The sequence below is a fragment of the Neorhizobium sp. NPDC001467 genome (assembly GCF_050275975.1).
Lineage (GTDB): Bacteria > Pseudomonadota > Alphaproteobacteria > Rhizobiales > Rhizobiaceae > Neorhizobium.
Genome location: NZ_JBNNPS010000002.1, coordinates 30,431 through 48,123, shown reverse-complemented (window position 1 = coordinate 48,123; position 17,693 = coordinate 30,431). Strand labels below are relative to the sequence as shown.

19 protein-coding genes are annotated in these 17,693 nt (G+C 60.4%); 12 read left to right on the top strand and 7 right to left on the bottom strand.

What is annotated here, in order from left to right:
• Positions 1–109: 109 nt before the first annotated feature.
• Positions 110–1,183, top strand: coding sequence for an Ldh family oxidoreductase (locus tag ACQKKX_RS05180; RefSeq protein ID WP_427569402.1), 1,074 nt, complete (start codon positions 110–112; stop codon positions 1,181–1,183).
• 38 nt (positions 1,184–1,221) lie between these two features.
• Here the strand turns inward: ACQKKX_RS05180 and ACQKKX_RS05175 are convergent, their stop codons facing one another.
• Complete coding sequence (locus tag ACQKKX_RS05175; protein WP_427569401.1) at positions 1,222–1,950, bottom strand: MOSC domain-containing protein; 729 nt, start codon at positions 1,948–1,950, stop codon at positions 1,222–1,224.
• A gap of 43 nt (positions 1,951–1,993) precedes the next feature.
• Complete coding sequence (locus ACQKKX_RS05170) at positions 1,994–3,676, bottom strand: FAD/NAD(P)-binding protein (protein ID WP_427569400.1); 1,683 nt, start codon at positions 3,674–3,676, stop codon at positions 1,994–1,996.
• A gap of 186 nt (positions 3,677–3,862) precedes the next feature.
• Between ACQKKX_RS05170 and ACQKKX_RS05165 the strand changes: the two genes are divergently transcribed.
• Complete coding sequence (locus tag ACQKKX_RS05165) at positions 3,863–4,264, top strand: NUDIX hydrolase (protein ID WP_427569399.1); 402 nt, start codon at positions 3,863–3,865, stop codon at positions 4,262–4,264.
• A 79-nt stretch (positions 4,265–4,343) separates the two neighbouring features.
• On the opposite strand, the gene ACQKKX_RS05160 is transcribed toward ACQKKX_RS05165, so the two are convergent.
• Positions 4,344–4,931: a hypothetical protein gene (locus tag ACQKKX_RS05160; RefSeq protein WP_427569398.1), complete on the bottom strand. Its 588-nt coding sequence runs from the start codon at positions 4,929–4,931 to the stop codon at positions 4,344–4,346.
• Positions 4,928–5,116: a hypothetical protein gene (locus tag ACQKKX_RS05155; protein ID WP_427569397.1), complete on the bottom strand. Its 189-nt coding sequence runs from the start codon at positions 5,114–5,116 to the stop codon at positions 4,928–4,930. Before ACQKKX_RS05155 ends, ACQKKX_RS05160 begins: the two co-directional genes overlap by 4 nt.
• 231 nt (positions 5,117–5,347) lie before the next feature.
• Between ACQKKX_RS05155 and ACQKKX_RS05150 the strand changes: the two genes are divergently transcribed.
• The 6 genes from ACQKKX_RS05150 to ACQKKX_RS05125 all read left to right on the top strand — a co-directional run bounded on the left by ACQKKX_RS05150 (position 5,348) and on the right by ACQKKX_RS05125 (position 12,313).
• Positions 5,348–6,247 carry a substrate-binding domain-containing protein gene (locus ACQKKX_RS05150; protein ID WP_427569396.1) on the top strand — a complete coding sequence of 300 codons (900 nt, stop codon included), beginning with the start codon at positions 5,348–5,350 and terminating at the stop codon, positions 6,245–6,247.
• Positions 6,248–6,444: 197 nt separating this feature from the next.
• Complete coding sequence (locus ACQKKX_RS05145) at positions 6,445–7,962, top strand: sugar ABC transporter ATP-binding protein (protein WP_427569395.1); 1,518 nt, start codon at positions 6,445–6,447, stop codon at positions 7,960–7,962.
• A complete protein-coding gene (locus ACQKKX_RS05140) occupies positions 7,959–8,921 on the top strand; it encodes an ABC transporter permease (RefSeq protein ID WP_427569394.1) in 963 nt (320 codons plus the stop codon). The genes ACQKKX_RS05145 and ACQKKX_RS05140 overlap by 4 nt, the downstream gene beginning before the upstream one ends.
• A gap of 21 nt (positions 8,922–8,942) precedes the next feature.
• Positions 8,943–9,887, top strand: coding sequence for a tagatose kinase (locus ACQKKX_RS05135; RefSeq protein WP_427569393.1), 945 nt, complete (start codon positions 8,943–8,945; stop codon positions 9,885–9,887).
• Between the two features lies 1 nt (position 9,888).
• Positions 9,889–11,169: a D-tagatose-bisphosphate aldolase, class II, non-catalytic subunit gene (locus ACQKKX_RS05130; RefSeq protein WP_427569392.1), complete on the top strand. Its 1,281-nt coding sequence runs from the start codon at positions 9,889–9,891 to the stop codon at positions 11,167–11,169.
• 130 nt (positions 11,170–11,299) lie between these two features.
• Positions 11,300–12,313, top strand: coding sequence for a LacI family DNA-binding transcriptional regulator (locus ACQKKX_RS05125; protein WP_427570087.1), 1,014 nt, complete (start codon positions 11,300–11,302; stop codon positions 12,311–12,313).
• A 25-nt stretch (positions 12,314–12,338) separates the two neighbouring features.
• Here the strand turns inward: ACQKKX_RS05125 and ACQKKX_RS05120 are convergent, their stop codons facing one another.
• Complete coding sequence (locus ACQKKX_RS05120; RefSeq protein ID WP_427569390.1) at positions 12,339–13,007, bottom strand: Crp/Fnr family transcriptional regulator; 669 nt, start codon at positions 13,005–13,007, stop codon at positions 12,339–12,341.
• A gap of 225 nt (positions 13,008–13,232) precedes the next feature.
• Here ACQKKX_RS05120 and ACQKKX_RS05115 point away from each other — a divergent pair, with 225 nt between their 5' ends.
• Positions 13,233–13,613: a hypothetical protein gene (locus tag ACQKKX_RS05115; RefSeq protein WP_427569389.1), complete on the top strand. Its 381-nt coding sequence runs from the start codon at positions 13,233–13,235 to the stop codon at positions 13,611–13,613.
• A gap of 7 nt (positions 13,614–13,620) precedes the next feature.
• Here the strand turns inward: ACQKKX_RS05115 and ACQKKX_RS05110 are convergent, their stop codons facing one another.
• Entirely contained in the window at positions 13,621–14,325 is a 705-nt protein-coding gene (locus ACQKKX_RS05110; protein ID WP_427569388.1) for a Crp/Fnr family transcriptional regulator, read from the bottom strand.
• 347 nt (positions 14,326–14,672) lie between these two features.
• Complete coding sequence (locus ACQKKX_RS05105; protein ID WP_427569387.1) at positions 14,673–15,449, bottom strand: FadR/GntR family transcriptional regulator; 777 nt, start codon at positions 15,447–15,449, stop codon at positions 14,673–14,675.
• Positions 15,450–15,669: 220 nt separating this feature from the next.
• Between ACQKKX_RS05105 and kduI the strand changes: the two genes are divergently transcribed.
• Genes kduI through kduD form a run of 3 tightly spaced genes read left to right on the top strand, consistent with a single transcriptional unit; the run spans position 15,670 to position 17,621 of the window.
• Entirely contained in the window at positions 15,670–16,512 is an 843-nt protein-coding gene (gene kduI, locus ACQKKX_RS05100) for a 5-dehydro-4-deoxy-D-glucuronate isomerase (protein ID WP_427569386.1), read from the top strand.
• 9 nt (positions 16,513–16,521) lie between these two features.
• On the top strand, positions 16,522–16,860 hold the full coding sequence (locus ACQKKX_RS05095; protein WP_427569384.1) for a cupin domain-containing protein: 339 nt from the start codon (positions 16,522–16,524) through the stop codon (positions 16,858–16,860).
• Between the two features lie 8 nt (positions 16,861–16,868).
• Positions 16,869–17,621 (top strand): 2-dehydro-3-deoxy-D-gluconate 5-dehydrogenase KduD, encoded by a 753-nt coding sequence (kduD, locus tag ACQKKX_RS05090; RefSeq protein ID WP_427569383.1) that lies wholly within the window; start codon positions 16,869–16,871, stop codon positions 17,619–17,621.
• Positions 17,622–17,693: the final 72 nt, after the last annotated feature.

The following is a 17,693-nucleotide window of genomic DNA, read 5'->3' as shown; positions in this document are numbered from 1 at the left end:
TCTGATGGAGAGCAGCCGCGGCCGAACTCCAGCGTCGGCTGCTTGGCACGTTGAGGGCCGACACGAAACCGGCTAGGACATCCATTCGCGTTTTTGGTTGGGAGGCACCATGACATCCGTTCGAAGCGCCGATGCGCCGGCAATATTCCCCTTGGATCACATCGACCGTTTCTGCCGCGAGGTGCTGGCTGCCTGCGGAGCGTCCGCATCCACATGCGAGGCGGCAACGAGGGCGATGATGCACGGCACGCGCTACGGCGTCGACAGCCACGGCGTGCGCCTGCTCAACCATTACGTCACTGCGCTCGAAGGCGGTCGGGTCAACAAGACCCCGAACCTGTCCTATGCCCGACAGTTTGGCGCCATCGCCACGCTCGATGCCGATCATGCTCACGGCGCGCTTGCAGCCTATACGGCCATGGAAAAGGCAGCCGAACTATCGACAATGTTCGGCATCGGCGCTGTCGCCATTCGCAACAGTTCGCATTTCGGTGCGGCTGGTGCCTATGCGCTGGAGGCTGCGCGCCAAGGTCTGATTGGTTTCGCAACCTGCAATTCCGATAGTTTCGTGCGCTTGCACGACGGCGCGATGCGCTTTCATGGCACCAATCCGCTCTCCTTCGGCGTTCCGGTCGCCGGGGAAGATCCATGGCTTCTCGACATGGCCACCAGTTCCATCCCCTATAATCGTGTCATGCTCTATCGCAGTCTCGGTATTCCGCTGCCGTCGGCTGTCGCATCGGATGCCAGGGGCATCGATACATGCGATCCGGACGAGGCGGACATGCTGGCGCCGCTGGGGGGCGCCTTCGGCTTCAAGGGAGCGGCGCTTGCCGGGGTCGCCGAAATTCTGAGCGCCGTCCTTTCGGGCATGCGGTTGAGTTTCGATATCGCGCCGATGCCTGGTCCGGATTTTGCAACGCCCCGGCAGATGGGCGCCTTCGTCCTGGCGATCAACCCGGAAGCCTTTGTGGAGAGGGACGTCTTCGAAGCGGGCATGGGGCGCTACCGCACGGTGCTGCGCCAATCCGCCGCCCGGGAGGGTGCAAGCATCATGGCGCCTGGCGACCGCGAATGGACGGTCGCAAGGGAACGCGAACGCGACGGCGTGCCGGTCGATCCCGAAACCCTTGCGGCTTTCGAGAGGCTTTCCGTCCGATACGGGGTGGATTTGCCGAGCTAGGACGAAGCTGGCTTGCCTCACCTACCGAGGCAGCCGGGCTATTTGGACAAAGCGCCGCCCAAAGCGATGCGACCGGGTGTTTCCACCGTGCAATATATGCCGAGCGTGCGCTTGTTATGGCGCAGGATCGCCCGCAAGATGTCAGGCTCTTCTTCCAGTTGCGGCTGAGCGACCAGCGTCAGGCCGCAGCGCTTGGTCGCTTCCGTGGCCCGCAGCGTGACGTCGGCCAAGCAAAGCGCCCGGCCGATCCACTCGGTCTCGGCAAAACCTGCACAGGTTCCCGTTCTAATCAGGACATTCGGCCGGAACCGGCGCTGGTCGATCGTTACGTCCGGCAATATCGCCTGCAGCGCTGCCAGCGACGCCGTGGTGATCACATGCAGCGGCGCAAGGTCGTAGCGGTTGCCGATCTGGGGCAGGAACGCGGTTGATTGGCACTCGCTGCCATATCTGCCGATCGCGACCTTGAACCCGAAATGCGCCTCCAGCATCGGCAGCAGACGCCGGTCGTGAAGGTCGAGCCAGCAGCCGTCAGGAAAGCCGATCCTGACGGCGTCACCAGATCCGGCACTGCGCAGAAAAAGCGCGGCGCGCCATCGCGGCTCCTTCTCAGGCGCGGCAACAACACCGGATGCCGGATCGAACAGCGCGTATTGGCGGTCGCCTTCGATCCCGCGCGAACCGACCACGGTGCTCTCGCAAAGCTCGCCGCCAAGCGAACTGACGGGATAACGCCATATTTCTGCAATCTTACCGACCGTGTCCATCGCCTGCCAACGCACGAGAAATCAATGCCGTTCCGTCATTTTCTCATGCGGTCAGGCGCTGCGGTGTGACCGTGCCCGCTACATCGGCAAGAATGGCATCGGCCGCCGTTTCGGCAAGCTCCGCTGCACTCGTCATGCCCTGAACGAACGGGTGCTTGTGCAGAAGGAACGGGATGGCGATGCAATAAAGCCTGTTCGACAAAAGGCCGGTTCCCCGCGGGCGGTAACAATCGTCAAGATCCATGCCGCCGGTCCTTTTCATGCGTGCCGCATCGTCGCTGATCAGGCCCCTGGTGGGATAGGGCGTGGCTGCGGGTTTGATGCCACCTTGCTGGAGGAGCGTCGGGAAAGGCAGGTCGCGGGCGGAAAGCGCCGTCTGACCGGTCGCATCGATAAAGCTGTCGAACAGTTCTTCCCCGCTTGCAAAGCGCACCCGTGCGCCTCGGGCAAGACCGTCCCTGTCGATATCGTAATCCTCGCCGAGGCGAAGGATGTCCAGCCGGCCGGCATTGTGCAGCGCCAGCAGACGCTTGATCGAAAGATGCGGTACCGTGGCATATTCATCGACGAAAATGCTCTTGAACGATCGGTTGAACCGTTTCAGGTCCTCCGTGTCGAGGTGGCGGATAGCGCGCTCGATGACTTCATGCGTGATGAGAATGGCGTAGCGCCAGGGCACGGTATAGCGCAGCCGCACATTGTGCTCCGCCTCGGCCAGATTGGCGCCGGCCCAGGCGAAGGGATCGACGTCGGACCGGCGCCCGTAATAGGCTTCGGCAAACGTGTCGGCGGTCAGATCGTGTAGCCCGATTTCCGCGGCATAATCCGCGTCTGCCGCGACGATCTCTTGGCGGAAGAGCTCGAAAACACGATCGAGCAGCCCATGGGAGCCGCGGGCGATTTCTGCCGCCACCGCCTCTTCGGTACAGATCCTCGGTGCGAGATAGGGAAGGGGGCAATAGAAATCGGCTTCCGGCAGCAACCCCTTGCGCGACATCATCACGGCGTGAAAGTCCTCGCTGCCGGATGAAGCCTGGAATTGCAGGGCGCCTGCTTCATCATGGACGAACGCGCCGCAGGCCGTTGCCACCGTCATCAGCGCATCGATACCGCTCAACGATGTTCCAAGAATGCCAAGGCGTCCGGAACAGGCAGACTTAAGCGCTGCCGCAGGCCAGGGCGAGGCGAAATATCCGGGCGCGACCTGCGTATCCTCGGCCCAGTTATGCCCGGTCGCCATGACGACATGATCGAAGACAGCGCCGAATTCGCCGCCCGGCTCGATGACGCTCAGGCGAATTTCGTCAAGGCCGAGCGCGATATCGCTCACCCGGTGCCCGGCACGAATATCGACGGCATGGCCGCGCGCACGGACCTGCCGGACAATGGTTTGAAACTGGTCCTGCAGATAGTCGCCCAGCACGAGCCGCGGATAGAATTGACGCCCGTTGATCCGCGATCGGATGATGGCGAAACTGTCGAGGTAATCGTCGTTCCGACGATTGAGCCAGTCGACCAGCGTTTCGGGTAGCGGCGGGATCTCGATGCTCGGAATGTTGGAAAGCATGGCCGGATCGTTGTTCCCCGGGAGATAGGGCGTGCCTTTCCCGGCCTGCGCCTCGGCCTCGAAAAGGGTGATCGACAGCGGGATTTCCGATCGGCCAAGCCGCTGAAGTGTGAAAATGCCGGTTGGACCCGACCCGATAATGCAAACTCGTCCGCCCATACGCAGATACGCTCCAGGCCGCCCTTTGCGGCATCCAATCTTAACGGCCGGATCGATCCGCAGTTCCATAGGGCCTTTGTGCGTACTGTGGTGGACCAGGAGGATTGCCGCCAAACCGGCGGAACTCAACAGACGGACGACTGTTTCCCCTCGGATTGCCGGCGAAGGCGAAATGGGGAGCGTGGAATGTCGCAGCTTGTATGCGCAATGTTCATCGAGGGTGACAAGGCCCTTCTGGTCAGGCGTGCAGCGCATCGAAAATGGTCGCCGCTGCTGTGGGACATGGTGGGTGGCCATGTGGAAAAGGACGAAGGGCTGGATGTGGCGCTTGTGCGGGAATGCCAGGAAGAAGTCGGCCTGACGCCGTTGGCCTTCAACCTCGTGGCAACGCTGTTCGAAGAGGACGATCGCAAGCACAAATCGCCCTTCTACGTCTATGCAGTGCGGCGCTGGGACGGGGGGCGCCCGCAGCTTCTCGGCACCGAGCATAGCGAACTCGGCTGGTTCCGGCGTTCCGAGATCGAGAGCCTCGATCTGGCGATGCCTGCCTATCGCGATGTCCTGCTGAATGGTCTGGGACAAGTCTGAGGGTCATGCCGCCCGACGAAGGACGGCTGCATATAGCGCTTGGCGCATGCAGAAACGGAAGATCACGCGAAGACCGGGTTTAACTGCGCCGCAGATCGAGCTGGGTTGTCAGGATGCTTTTGCCCGAGGACGGATCTCGGTCGATGGTGCGGATACGCAGGCCGTTGCTGCCCACTTTCTGGATTGTCATCGTCGCCTTGCGGTCCCCATAGACTGCATTTGCCCAGGTGACGTCGAAGCTGATCGTATTTCCGCGACGGGCGCCGGAAAGTCTGGAGGGTTTACCCGACACGCCCACATAGGTTCCGGAAAAAGATATCCCCGATGATGCCACCTTCGCGGTGAAACTGCGCGATACAAGCGCCAGCGCCCGGCACGTGCCATCCATCGAGAACCTGGTCGCATCGGCATCCGATTTCATCTTGCAGGATACCCTGACATTGCTGCCCCCGATTTTGGTCAGGACGGACCCTCCGCCCGTCCACTGCCCCTCTATCGATTTCAGGAAGCTTTCTTCGGAGGCAGCGGCGCTCGATGCGACAGCACCGGCAAATATCATGGACAGGATCGAAACGTATTTCATGATGCACCTCGTCCTCGGTAATACGCTAGCTTGCTTCGTTTCACCGCTTGTGCGCGGCACTAGAATTTGGGCGCCGCCGCTCAACGCCGACCCTCGACCTCAGCGCGGTCTGCTTCCCTTTCCAGCCACTGACGTTTCGAAACGGCGGGCGGGGTCTGCTCCACGGTGGTGCGGCTCGAACGCCAGCGCCGCGCGACCCAGATGCCGATAGAACCCAGGAGGAACACGAGAAGCGCGGCCAGAAACAGCATGGGTAACACATCGGTCATGGAACTCTCCTTACGGCAATTACTCATGTAGGAAACTGCGCGGGCCCGCGCTGGTTCCATCCGCAGCGAGGAGCAGCGGCCTCCGCTTCAAAACTTTCAACAAATCTTTATTTTACGTATGAATTGAAAAATATTGACGCGTGTAAATTTTGAGCCATATGTATGGTTCATACGCCGGTGCATGGAAGCCGACCGGCGAACATGCTTCCAAAGGCTTCAAGGACGGGAGGAATGAAGATGACCCTCAAGAATTTCGCAAAGACGCTGCTGGTTTCCGCCAGCCTGACGTTTGCCGCCGCGAGCGCGCATGCCGAAGGCATCGGCGCGTCGCTGCTGACGCAGCAGCACCCTTTCTATAACGAGCTTGCCAAGGCGATCACCGCTGAAGCCAAGGCCAAGAACGTGTCGGTCGAGATCTCGATCGCCAATCAGGACCTCAACAAGCAGCTCGCGGACATTGAAGACTTCATCGTCAAGGGCGTCGATGTCATCATCATGTCGCCGGTGGACAGCAAGGGCGCTCTTGCGGCCGTTGCCCGTGCACAGGCCGCCGGCATCAAGGTCATTACCGTCGACGTTCCGGTCGAAGGCGCCAAGGTCGCCTCCTATATCGGCACCGACAACTATGCCGGTGGCGTCAAGGCCGGTGAACTGATGGCCGAACAGCTCGGCGGCAAGGGCCAGGTCGCCATCATCGACTACCCGCTGGTGCAGTCCGTGGTAAACCGCGTCAACGGCTTCAAGGAAGCCATTGCCAAGCATCCGGACATCAAGATCGTGTCGATCCAGACCGGCATCACCCGCGCCGAAGCGCTGGCCGTTGCCCAGAACATGCTGCAGGCCAACCCGGAAATCGGCGGCATTTTCGGTTTCGGTGACGATGCAGCACTCGCTGCCGCCGTTGCCGTGAAATCTTCGGGCCTGACCGGCAAGGTCAAGGTCATCGGCTTCGACGGCATGCCGGAAGCCATAAAGGCAGTCGATGCTGATCCGGATTTCGTCGGTGTCATCCAGCAGTTCCCGGACCAGATGGGTAAGCTCGCCGTCGAAACCGCGATCAAGCTGCAGGCGGGCGAGGAAGTGCCGACCGAACAGCCGATCGTTCCAGGCGTTTACACCAAGAAGCAGTAAGTCCTCCCAAGACGCTCTGCGCATGAGGCAGACTCTGCGTTGAGACTGCCTTCTCCGGTGGTCCACTCCCCCAGGTGGACCACCGAAATCTGCAGTTTTCCCGCCTTCTCATGCGGCGCGCGATCTGCAGGATGAGGAATAAGGAGCGGTTTCCGGCGCGATCGATTGCGCGAAGTGCTCATAGATAAGGTGACGCCATGGCATTTTCAGGCGACAACGTGATCCTCGAAATCAGAGACATGTCGAAGGAATTCGGTGCGGTCAAAGCGCTGAAGAACATGCAGCTTTCGGTGAAGCCCGGCCGCGTGCACACGATCCTCGGCGAAAACGGCGCCGGCAAGTCGACGCTGATGAAGATTTTGGCCGGCGTCTATCAGCCGACGACGGGATCTATCGTGCTTGATGGCCAGCCTTACGCGCCCGCCAATCCGCAGGATGCCGCCAAGGCGGGTCTCACCATCGTGTTTCAGGAACTCAGCCTCTGCAACAACATGACGGTTGCGGAAAACATCCTGGCGACCCGCGAACCGTCGCGTGGCGGCTTCATCAACGACAAGGCGCTGGCGCGCAAGGCGGCAGAACTGGTGAAGGAACTCGGCCTGCCGGTCTCCGTCAGCGATCAGGTCGGTGACCTCTCTATCGCCCAGCGACAGCTGGTCGAGATCGCCAAGGGCCTCAGCATCGAGGCGAAGGTCGTCATTCTCGATGAACCGACATCCTCGCTCAGCGACAGCGAAGCCGACATCCTGTTCGACATCATCGGCCGCCTGAAGCAAAAGGGCGTCGCCATCATCTACATTTCTCACCGCATGGAAGAAATCATGCGGCTGAGCGACGATATCACCGTCGTGCGCGATGGCAGCTACATCACCACGCGCGACAAGACCGAGGTAACGATCGCGGAACTGATCGCGCTGATGGTCGGTCGCGACATGAACGAGATCTATCCGCCGCGTGGTGTGGCCGCTCCCGCGCTCAGCGAAAAGCCGGTTTTGAACGTCAGTGGCCTGTCTCGCGGCGAAGAGTTCGAAAACGTCTCCTTCGATGTCCGCCCCGGCGAAATTCTCGGCTTTTTCGGCCTGATCGGTTCCGGTCGATCGGAAGTGATGAACACGCTGTTCGGCATGGCGCCAGCATCGGCCGGCACGGTCGCCATCGACGGCGCGCAGGTGAAGATCAGCTCGCCGGTCGAGGCCATCGAACGCCGTATCGGTTTCGTCACCGAAAACCGCAAGGAAGAAGGCCTTGTGCTCAGCCACAGCGTCGAGAGCAATATTTCCATGGTGGCGCTGGATGGTTTTTCGAGCGGCCTTGGCTTCCTGAGGCGTCGTCGCGAACGTGAGGCCGCCAATGCGGAGGTCTCGCGCCTCGCGATCAAGACGGCTTCGCTCGATACCATTGCCGGCTCGCTGTCAGGCGGCAACCAGCAAAAAATCGTGCTGGCCAAATGGCTTCTCACCAAACCAAAAATCCTCATCCTCGATGAGCCTACGCGTGGCGTCGATGTCGGCGCCAAATTCGAAATCTACAAGATCATCCGCCAGCTGGCGGCGGAAGGCACGGCAATCCTGCTCGTGTCCTCCGAACTTCCGGAAGTCATCGGCATGAGCGACCGCATCGTCGTCATGAGCGAAGGCAAGGTCACGGCAATCGCCGACCCTGACCAGATGACACCGGAAAACATCATGCACTTTGCCACGGGATATGCATCATGAGTGACAAGAGCGCAGCCGGCGCCGCCTTCAAACAGGTCATGAAACAGTATGGCGGTATCTTTCTATCGCTGATCGTTCTGTGCGTGATCTTCTCCGTCACCAACGGCCGTTTCATGTCGGTGGCCAACTTCCTGAATATCCTGCAGCAGGTGTCGGTCATCGCCATTGCCGCCTTCGGCATGACATGGGTCATTCTGCTCGGTGAAATCGACCTGTCGATCGGCTCGATCATTGCCGTTGCGGGCATGGTCGGCGCACAATGTTTCGCCTTCGGCATGAGCTTTGTGCCGGCACTGCTTCTGACGATCGCGGCCGGTGCCCTACTCGGTCTCGCCAACGGCGTGCTGACGGCCAAATTCCTGCTGCCGTCCTTCATCGTCACGGTGGCGACCATGGGCATCTATCGCGGCATGGTCAGCCTGCCGACCAATGGCGCGCCGGCGATGATCATGGAACCGAGCTGGACCGCCATCGGTACCCAGAGCTTTATAGGCATCCCGATCGTCATATGGGTGGTCGCCGTGCTCTTCCTGTTCAACCATATCCTGCTCAGCAAGACCAAGTTCGGTCGCCGCGCTTACCTTACCGGCGGCAACCGTGAGGCGGCACTTTATTCCGGTATCAAGGTGGATCGCCTGAAGATCATCATCTTCATGATCTCCGGTGTGATGGCGGCGATCAGCGGCGTGCTGCTCTCCTCGCGCCTGTTTTCCGCCCAGACCAATGCCGGCATGAGCTACGAACTTGACGCCATCGCCGCAGCCGTTCTCGGCGGCACCAGCCTTGCCGGCGGTGTCGGCACCATGATCGGCACGCTGATCGGCGCTCTTATCATCGGTGTCCTCAACAACGGCATGAACATGCTGTCGGTGCCCTATTTCTACCAGCTCATCGTCAAGGGTCTCGTCATTCTCGTCGCCGTCTATCTCGATGTGCGCTCGAAACGCGCCAAGCAGTAATTTTTAAGAGCAAGCAGACCCATGTCGAAAATTCTCACCATCGGCGAAATCCTGGTCGAAATCGTCGCCACCAATCGCGGCAACGGTTTTCGCGAAGCCGTGCCGCTGATCGGCCCGTTTCCTTCAGGGGCACCCGCAATCTTCATCGATCAGGTCGGCAAGCTCGGACAGGACTGTGCGATCATTTCGCGCGTCGGTGACGACGATTTCGGTTGGGTGAATATCAACCGCCTGACGCAGGATGGCGTCGATGTCTCCGGCATCGACGTGCTGCCTTTGGGCACGACCGGCAGCGCCTTCGTGCGCTACCGCGAAGACGGCGGCCGCAATTTTGTCTTCAACATCCGTAACAGCGCCTGCGGCGAGATCGACCTGTCGGACAAGACGCTCGCGCTCATCGACACCTGCACGCATATGCACGTTATGGGCACCGCGCTCTATGCGCCGAGCGTCGTCACCAGCATCCTGACCGCTGTCGAGCGCATCAAGGCCGCCGGCGGCACCGTTTCCTTCGATCCGAACCTGCGCCCGGAAATCCTCGACAGCCCCGGCATGCGCGAAGCGTTGCAGACGGTTCTGTCGAAAACCGACCTGTTCATGCCGAGCGGCGAGGAACTCTTTCTGTTCGCCGAGGCGAAGACCGAGAAGGAAGCGGTTGCCGAACTGCTGGCCAAGGGCATCAAGGCCATCGTCGTCAAGCGTGGCGACAAGGGGGCCAGCTATTACGACAAGGACACTCAGGTCGATCTTCCCAGCTACACCGTCGAGGAAGTGGATCCGACCGGTGCGGGCGATTGCTTTGGCGCCACCTTCGTCACCTTTTGGCTGAAGGGCATGCATCCGGCCGAAGTGCTGCGCTACGCCAATGCATCCGGCGCCCGCGCCGTCACCAAGGCCGGCCCGATGGAAGGCGCCTCCACCCGCGCCGAACTCGACGCTCTCATTCAAGCGCAAGGAAATGCCTGACATGCAGCAAAGCTATCTTCTCGACATCGCCAACTGGCAGAACGGCTCGGGCGTCAAGGGCATTCCGTCGATCTGCTCGGCGCATCCGCTGGTGATCGAGGCCTCCATGCTGCATGCCATGAAGCAGGATGCCTATCTGCTGGTCGAAGCCACCTGCAATCAGGTCAACCAGGACGGCGGTTACACCGGCATGACCCCGGCAGACTTCCGCGCCTTTGCCGAGGAGATCGCCGAGAAGGTCGGTTTCCCAATCGAAAGGCTCATCCTCGGCGGCGACCATCTCGGCCCCAATCCATGGAAGCATCTGACGGCCGACGAGGCGATGGCGAAGGCCTGCGTCATGATCGAGGCCTTTGCGCTGGCCGGGTTCACCAAACTCCATCTTGATACCAGCATGGGCTGCGCCGGTGAACCGGTCGCCCTGCCGGATGCGCTGACGGCCGAACGGGCGGCCCGCCTTGCCGCCGTTGCCGAAGCCGCGTTGAAGGGTTCGGATGGGGTCAAGCCGGTCTATATCGTCGGTACCGAGGTGCCGATCCCGGGTGGGGCCATGGAAGAGCTGGACGAACTCGAAGTGACCAAGCCGGAAGCGGCGCGCGAAACGATCGCCGTCCACGCCAAGGCCTTTGAAGCCGCGGGCGTCTCCGACGCCTTCTCCCGTGTCGTCGGCGCCGTCGTGCAGCCGGGCGTCGAATACGGCAACGAGAACGTCATCCCTTACGCACCGGAAAAGGCAAAGGCGCTGAGCGCGACGCTCTCCGACATGCCCGGCATGGTATTCGAAGCCCATTCCACCGATTACCAGACGCGCGAAATGCTGCGTCAGCTGGTGCTGGATGGTTTTGCCATCCTGAAGGTCGGCCCGGGCCTGACCTTCGCGCTGCGCGAAGCCTTTTACGGCCTCGACCAGATCGCCGAGTTCCTGTTCCCGGGCAAGCGCTCCGAAACGCTCATTGCCACCGTCGAACGCGTGCTGACTGCGGACCCGAAAAACTGGGACAAATATTACCACGGCTCGGAAGCTGAAAAGCACATTCAGCGCCATTTCAGCTATAGCGACCGTATCCGCTATTATTGGCCGCAGCCGGAAATCGATGCGGCTGTGAAAGCGCTGTTCGATCTTATGGACAATGTGGAAATCCCCGAAACGCTAGTCAGTCAGTATCTGACAGGTGCCTACGCGTCGGTGCGTGACGGCAAGGTTCGGCGCTTCGCGCGTGACCTCGCTCTTGGCGCCGTGGACCGTGTCCTGGAAGATTATTTCGAAGCCTGCCGCGCCTGATCGGCGCGGCTTGTCTCGTCCAGAAGAATTTGATTGAACAACGTTTAAAATTTAAATCGATTAGCAAGCGGGTGGGAAGTCCATGTCAGAAAAGCCCATCGCCGGGTCCATCAACGCACCGATCAAGACGATGGAGGACTTTTCCGAATTTGTCGGATTGTCCCGGCCTACCGTATCGAAATATTTCAACGATCCGAATTCGGTGCGTGCCAAGACCCGTGGGCTGATTGAGGTGGCGTTGAAGGAGAGCGGTTTCCGGCCGAACATGTTCGCCGTCAACCTCAACCGCCGGCGCAGCAATATCATCGGCATCATCATCCCGAATTCCACCGATCCGTTCTACATGGCATTGACGCGGCGCGTCGAACTGATCGCCAATGCCGCCGGTTTCCTCGCCTTTGTCCTTTCCTCCGATGGCAATGCCGAAATCGAGGCAAAAGCGATCGAAACGTTGAAATCGATGAATGTCGCCGGCGCCATCATCGCGCCGCTTGGGGTACAGTCCCAACACGAGACGCTGAAGGCGCTCGGGGAATCCATTGCGCTGGTCTATGTGGATTCGCCGCTCGACGAGACCTCCCCCTTTGTCGGCACAAACAACCGCCAGAGTTTTCAATTGATCGTCGATTACCTCGTCCGCTCGGGCGAGCCGCCCTGTTATCTCGGCATGCCACCAGTCAATACCAATGCCGCAACCCGCGAAACGGCCTATGCGGAAGCGATGCGCCAGCTGAAGATGGAGCCCGTTGTTCTGGAAACGGCCCATGACGGCAGCTGGGATTTCGAGCGGTTCGGTTACGAGGAAACCATGCGCTTCCTCAAAAGCGGAGGCTTCCCGACGAAAACCATCCTTTGTGCCAACGACCGTGTCGCCTTCGGCGCGATTTCGGCGGCCTATCAGCATGGCTTGAGGATCGGCCAGTCCGCCGGCAGCGACATCCGCATTGCCGGTCATGACGACCATCCGCTGTCGCGCTATGCCTGTCCGCCGATCACCACGGTGGCGCAGAATTATAATGAAATCGGCCGGCTGGCGATGGAGCTTCTGTTCCGCAAGCTTGACGAGATGGAAGGCGCGGAAGCCTCCAGCGAAAGCGAGCGCATCCTGCTCAACGCGGAAATCATGCTTCGGGAATCAGCCTGACGGTTTCGTCAGGCTTCAGCTGGCGTTACGGCCGCGTGCCGATCAACCGCTCGTATTCCTTTTCGCATTCGCCATAGACATCATGCGCAAAAGCTTCGAGCGCTTCCCTGTCGCGTACGATGATGACGCCGCGTTCGGAATAAATCAGCTTCTTGCCCTCCAGCATATGGAGGGCTGTCGTCACGCTCGGGCGGCGCACAGCCAGCATGATCGACAGAAACTCATGGGTGAGGCTGATCTCATTGCCATCCGTGCGGTCGTGGCACATCAGGATCCAGCGCGCGAGCCGTTCATCGATATGATGCACGGCATTGGAAAGCGCCGTAAATGCGCATTGCACGGCGAGAGCCTGGGCATAGCGGGCCAACAGGCCTTGAAGGTCGCGGTCCTCCTGGATCGCCGCCTGCAAGCGGTCGCTGGCAATGCGGTAGCTCTCCCCCTGAACCTGCATGAAGATCGCGTACGGGTCCTGTCCGGCATCGAGCACCAGCGAAGCCGGCGTCATGCCGTCGCGGCCGATCATGCCGATTTCGGTCTGCTGGCCTTCCGGCGAACGGGCAACGATCGAGGCGATACCGGCTTCCGGAAAATAGGCGTAGGAACAGGCTTCGTTCGGTCTGGAAAGCTCGAAAGCGCGAGGCAGTTCGACCCGTTCGAACGCGTCTTGCAGCCTGGAGAAGCTGTCAGCGGACATCAATCGGAGCAAGTTGTTCCGAACCATGTCTTGCCGAATATCACCCATCAATCATTCCCGAATGCAGTCAATTGCGAAAACGGCGACCGCCCTTCGTCAGTTCCATCTATGGTCATGGAATCCGGCAGGCAACCCGCCAGAACGGCTCAGTACGGTATCGGACATAATCGGACGATCAGCTCCAAGAAGGCTACATTGCCGGCTTAGGAACAAACGGCTGGATTCATGTCTGCGTCTTCCACACGGCCGATCCTGCTTCTCGAGGATCAGCCCCTCATCGCGCTTAAATTGGAAGACCTGCTGGTGGCTGCCGGCATGGGCGAAGTGGTGTGTCTGCGCTCGGTGGAGGAGGGGCTTGCCTGGCTCGAGGCCCGCTCCCCATCCGTCGTTGTCCTCGATTACCACTTGAAGGACGGGGCCAGCGTTCCCATTCTCGAGCTCGCCACCCGCCGCGACATTCCCTGCGTCGTTCATTCCGCCCTGCCCAAACCCGAGGATCTGGATCCCCTGTTGGTCGAGACCATCCCGTGGCTCGACAAGCCGAGCGATCCGCGCGTCTTCATAGACACGGTTCTGGCGATGGCGACCGGTCGCAGCGCCACCTGAGCGCCATTCAAATTTCTCGAAAATCCCCGAGCAGACGCGCATACTCGTTTTCGCTCGTGCCGTAGGCATCGGCAGCAAAGGCCTCCAGTCCCCGCCGGTCACGTACGATAATGGTGGCGCGTTGCGAAAAGATCAGCTTGTTTCCCTCAAGCGTATGCAGGGCCGTGGTGACGCTCGGACGGCGCACGGCCAGCATGATGGACAGGAACTCATGGGTCAGGGACATTTCGTCGCCGCTCAGGCGATCGTGGCACATCAGCACCCAGCGCGCCAGCCGCTCGTCGACGGAGTGTACGGCATTGGAGAGCGCCGTCGTTGCCGCCTGGGCAGCAAAGACCTGAGCCCAGCGTAACAGCATCGTTCGCACCCGCGGGCGTTGCTCCATCAATTCGATGAGCCTTTTGGTTTCGATCCGGTAGCCGGAACCATCAACCTGCATCACCACGCGATAAGGATTGCTGCTGGCGCCCAGAACGGCCGAGGCCGGGCTCATGCCTTCCCGGCCGAAAACGCCGATTTCCGTCTGATGGCCTTCGGGCGATACGATGACGGTAGAGCCGATGCCATCCTTCAGAAAATAGCAATCGAGTGTTTCTTCGCCCGGCAAGGAAAGTTCGCGCTTGCGCGGTAGCGAGACCTCCTCGAGCCAGGGTTCGAAAGCATCCAGATCATCCGGGTGTAAGGATGCCAGAAGGCGGTTGCGCATGGACATCGGCTTGGTCCCTGTAACTGGCCGGCTGGTCGGCGAAAAGCAGTCTGTTTCGCAGTAAATGCCGCAGCAGCGAATAAGTGCCGTCGATCGGCGTCGCGAAGGACAGTGGCCCGTCGTGAACCGCTGGCATGTCGCCTGTGCCGGCTCCCTGCCAGGACGCCAGGGCTGCAGTGTGCCCAGCCCGAAGCGCCTTTCCGAGCACACGGGCGCTCATGATCTGATTGCAGTCGCTGATGGCGGAATGACGATCAGGAAATGATGCGGGAAGATCCGCACGAGTTTTGAAAGACGTTGCCGACTTGTCAGCGGAACCGGGCGGCACTGCAAGGCAGGGCGTATCGCCGGGCTTATACGTCGTTGCCGCTGAGGTAGCGGGTCCGCTTTTCGTGCAGCCTTCGCCGATAGCGCTGCTGACTGGCGGCCAGGTGCGCGCGCATGGCGTCGCGAGCCGCCGCCGCATCGGAGGTCGAGATGGCGGTGAGAATAGCCAGATGCTCGCGCTGCAGCCTTGTCTGGTAGTCGAAGGACAGCACGTCTTCGGTGGCATATGGCGAGCTCACGTCGCAGGGGATGGTGCGGCTTCCCAGCGAATCCAGCACTTCGACGTAAAACGCATTATTGGTGGCCTCGGCGATGGCACGGTGAAAGGCGAAATCGGCAGCGCCTGTTGGCTTTCCCTGTTCCAGCTGATGTTCGAACTCGAAGAACCGTTCCTGGATCTGCGCTTCCTGGGCGGCGCTCCTGCGCGTGGCGGCAAGGGCCGCACTCTCCATCTCCAGCGCGATGCGGACTTCAAGCACGTTGAGGGCATGCGAGATATTGCCCAAGCGATCGTCCGCCATCGTAGGCGTCAGTGTCGACGACGGCTGGCGGGCCAGCACGAAGATGCCGGCACCCTGCCGCGTCTCCACCAGCCCCTCGGCAGCCAGCGTCGCGATCGCCTCCCGGACGACGGTGCGGCTGACGTGGAAACTGTCTGCCAGTTGCGTTTCGGTCGGCAATTTATTGCCGATCGCCAACTGTCCGGACAGGAAATCCTCGCGCAGCGATACGAGGATGCGCTCGGACAGTTTGCGCCGGCGGACCGGCTCCGGATCAGCGTTTCCCGATGAAATGACTGTCATTATCTCGCTTGCGTGCGCTGTAATTGGACAAATGACGGAAACTGCCGAAATCGATCGCGACAATATCCGGCGTTCACCAACCGACTTCTATACTTCAAGCTGTTACTCTCAAAGGGTTTTTGTGATTTTCCGGGAATCGCAGCAGATTTTACGTTGTGCAGGTTGTCTGCATTCCAGCGACATGTATGATGAATCCAACTCATAGGTTTTGGGAGATAACATGAGTCACACGGATTTCACCAATCGCTTCGCCATCGATCCGATGACCGCAGCGGGCTTCAACACGGCGCAACTGCGTGACCATTTCCTTTTGCCGACGTTGTTCGTCGAGGGCCGTATCCAGCTCCACTATACCAATTATGACCGGATGATCGTCGGCGGCGCCATGCCGACGTCGTCGCCGCTCGAACTGGAAACGATCAATCCAGCCGGCACGGATGCGCTGCTCGCCCGCCGGGAACTGATCGCCGTCAATATCGGCGGCGCCGGTTCGGTGACGGTCGATGGCGAAAAATTTGCATCCGCCACGCGCGACATGGTCTATGCCGGCCTTGGCTCAACGGTTAGTTTTGCATCCGACCATGCCGCCAATCCCGCAAAATTTTACCTCTTGAGTGCGCCGGCGCATTTCAAACATCCATCCAAACATATCGGGATTTCCGATGCCAAGCGCATCGACCTCGGTTCGCAGGCCACCAGCAATGAACGGTCGATCTTCCAGTTCATCCATCCGGAAGGCGCAAAGACCTGCCAGCTCGTCGTCGGCATGACCACGCTTGCCGAGGGCTCGGTCTGGAACACCATGCCCTGCCATATTCATGACCGCCGCATGGAAGCCTATCTCTATTTTGACCTGCCGGAAAAGGCGCGCGTCATCCATCTGATGGGCGAGCCGGACGAAACCCGCCACCTGATCGTCAAGAACGAGGAAGCAATCCTGTCTCCAGGCTGGTCGATCCATTCAGGCGCCGGCACGTCCAGCTACACATTCATCTGGGCCATGGCCGGCGACAATGTCGATTACACCGATGTCGATCCGGTCGCCATCGAAGACCTGAAGTGAGGCACGATCATGTCATCCAGCGATCTGTTCGTTTCGGCGGAAGGTGCCGAATGGGCCAGTCCTGAGCCCGGCGTCACCCGCCGGATCATGACCTACCTGCCGGAAATGATGATGGTGGAAGTGGTGTTCGAAAAAGGTGCCATCGGCGCCAAGCATAATCACCCGCATATTCAGGCAAGTTATGTCGCGGAAGGCGCGTTTGAAGTCACCATCGACGGGCGCACCGAAACGCTCGTCAAGGGCGGGAGTTTCATCGTGCCGCCGGATCTGGTTCATGGCGTCAAGGCGCTGGAAGCCGGACGGTTGATCGATGTCTTCACACCGCACCGCGCCGAATTTCTGAAATGAGAAAGCCCATGACCTTGTTCGATCTTTCCGGCCAGGTGGCTGTTGTCACCGGCGCCAACACCGGCATTGGCCAGGCCATTGCGATCGCGCTTGCCGAGGCTGGCGCCTCCATCGTTGCCGTCGGGCGCTCGTCGATGGCGGAAACCGAGACGGCGGTCAAGGCGGCTGGCGCCGGTTTCCATGTCATTCAGGCGGATCTCAGCACCATCGCGCCGGTGAAAGCCATTGTCGCCGAGACTATCGCAACTTTCGGAAAGCTCGATATTCTGGTCAACAATGCCGGCATCATCCGCAGGGCCGATGCCGTAGATTTCACCGAGGAAGACTGGGACGCCGTCATAGACGTCAACCTGAAGACGGCGTTTTTCCTGTCTCAGGCCGCCGGTCGCCACATGCTGGAACGGGGTCAGGGCAAGATCATCAATATCGCCTCGCTTCTGTCTTTCCAAGGCGGCATCCGCATCCCCTCCTATACCGCTTCCAAGAGCGGCTTGGCGGGACTGACGAAACTGCTGGCCTGCGAATGGGCGGGCAAGGGCGTCAATGTCAACGCGATCGCGCCCGGATATTTTTCGACCAACAACACGACGGCGCTGCGCGACGACCCGGATCGCAATCAAGCCATCCTTGCGCGAATTCCGGCCGGTCGCTGGGGCACACCGTCGGAGCTCGGCGGTGCCGCCGTCTTTCTCGCGTCGAAGGCCTCGGATTACGTGCACGGCACGGTTCTGCCGGTGGATGGCGGCTGGCTCGCGCGCTGACGTCTTCGGTCGTCTTCTGCTCTGCCGGTCCCGGAGCGACATTTTGAGAGCGGTCGTTCCCGGTGAGCCGTG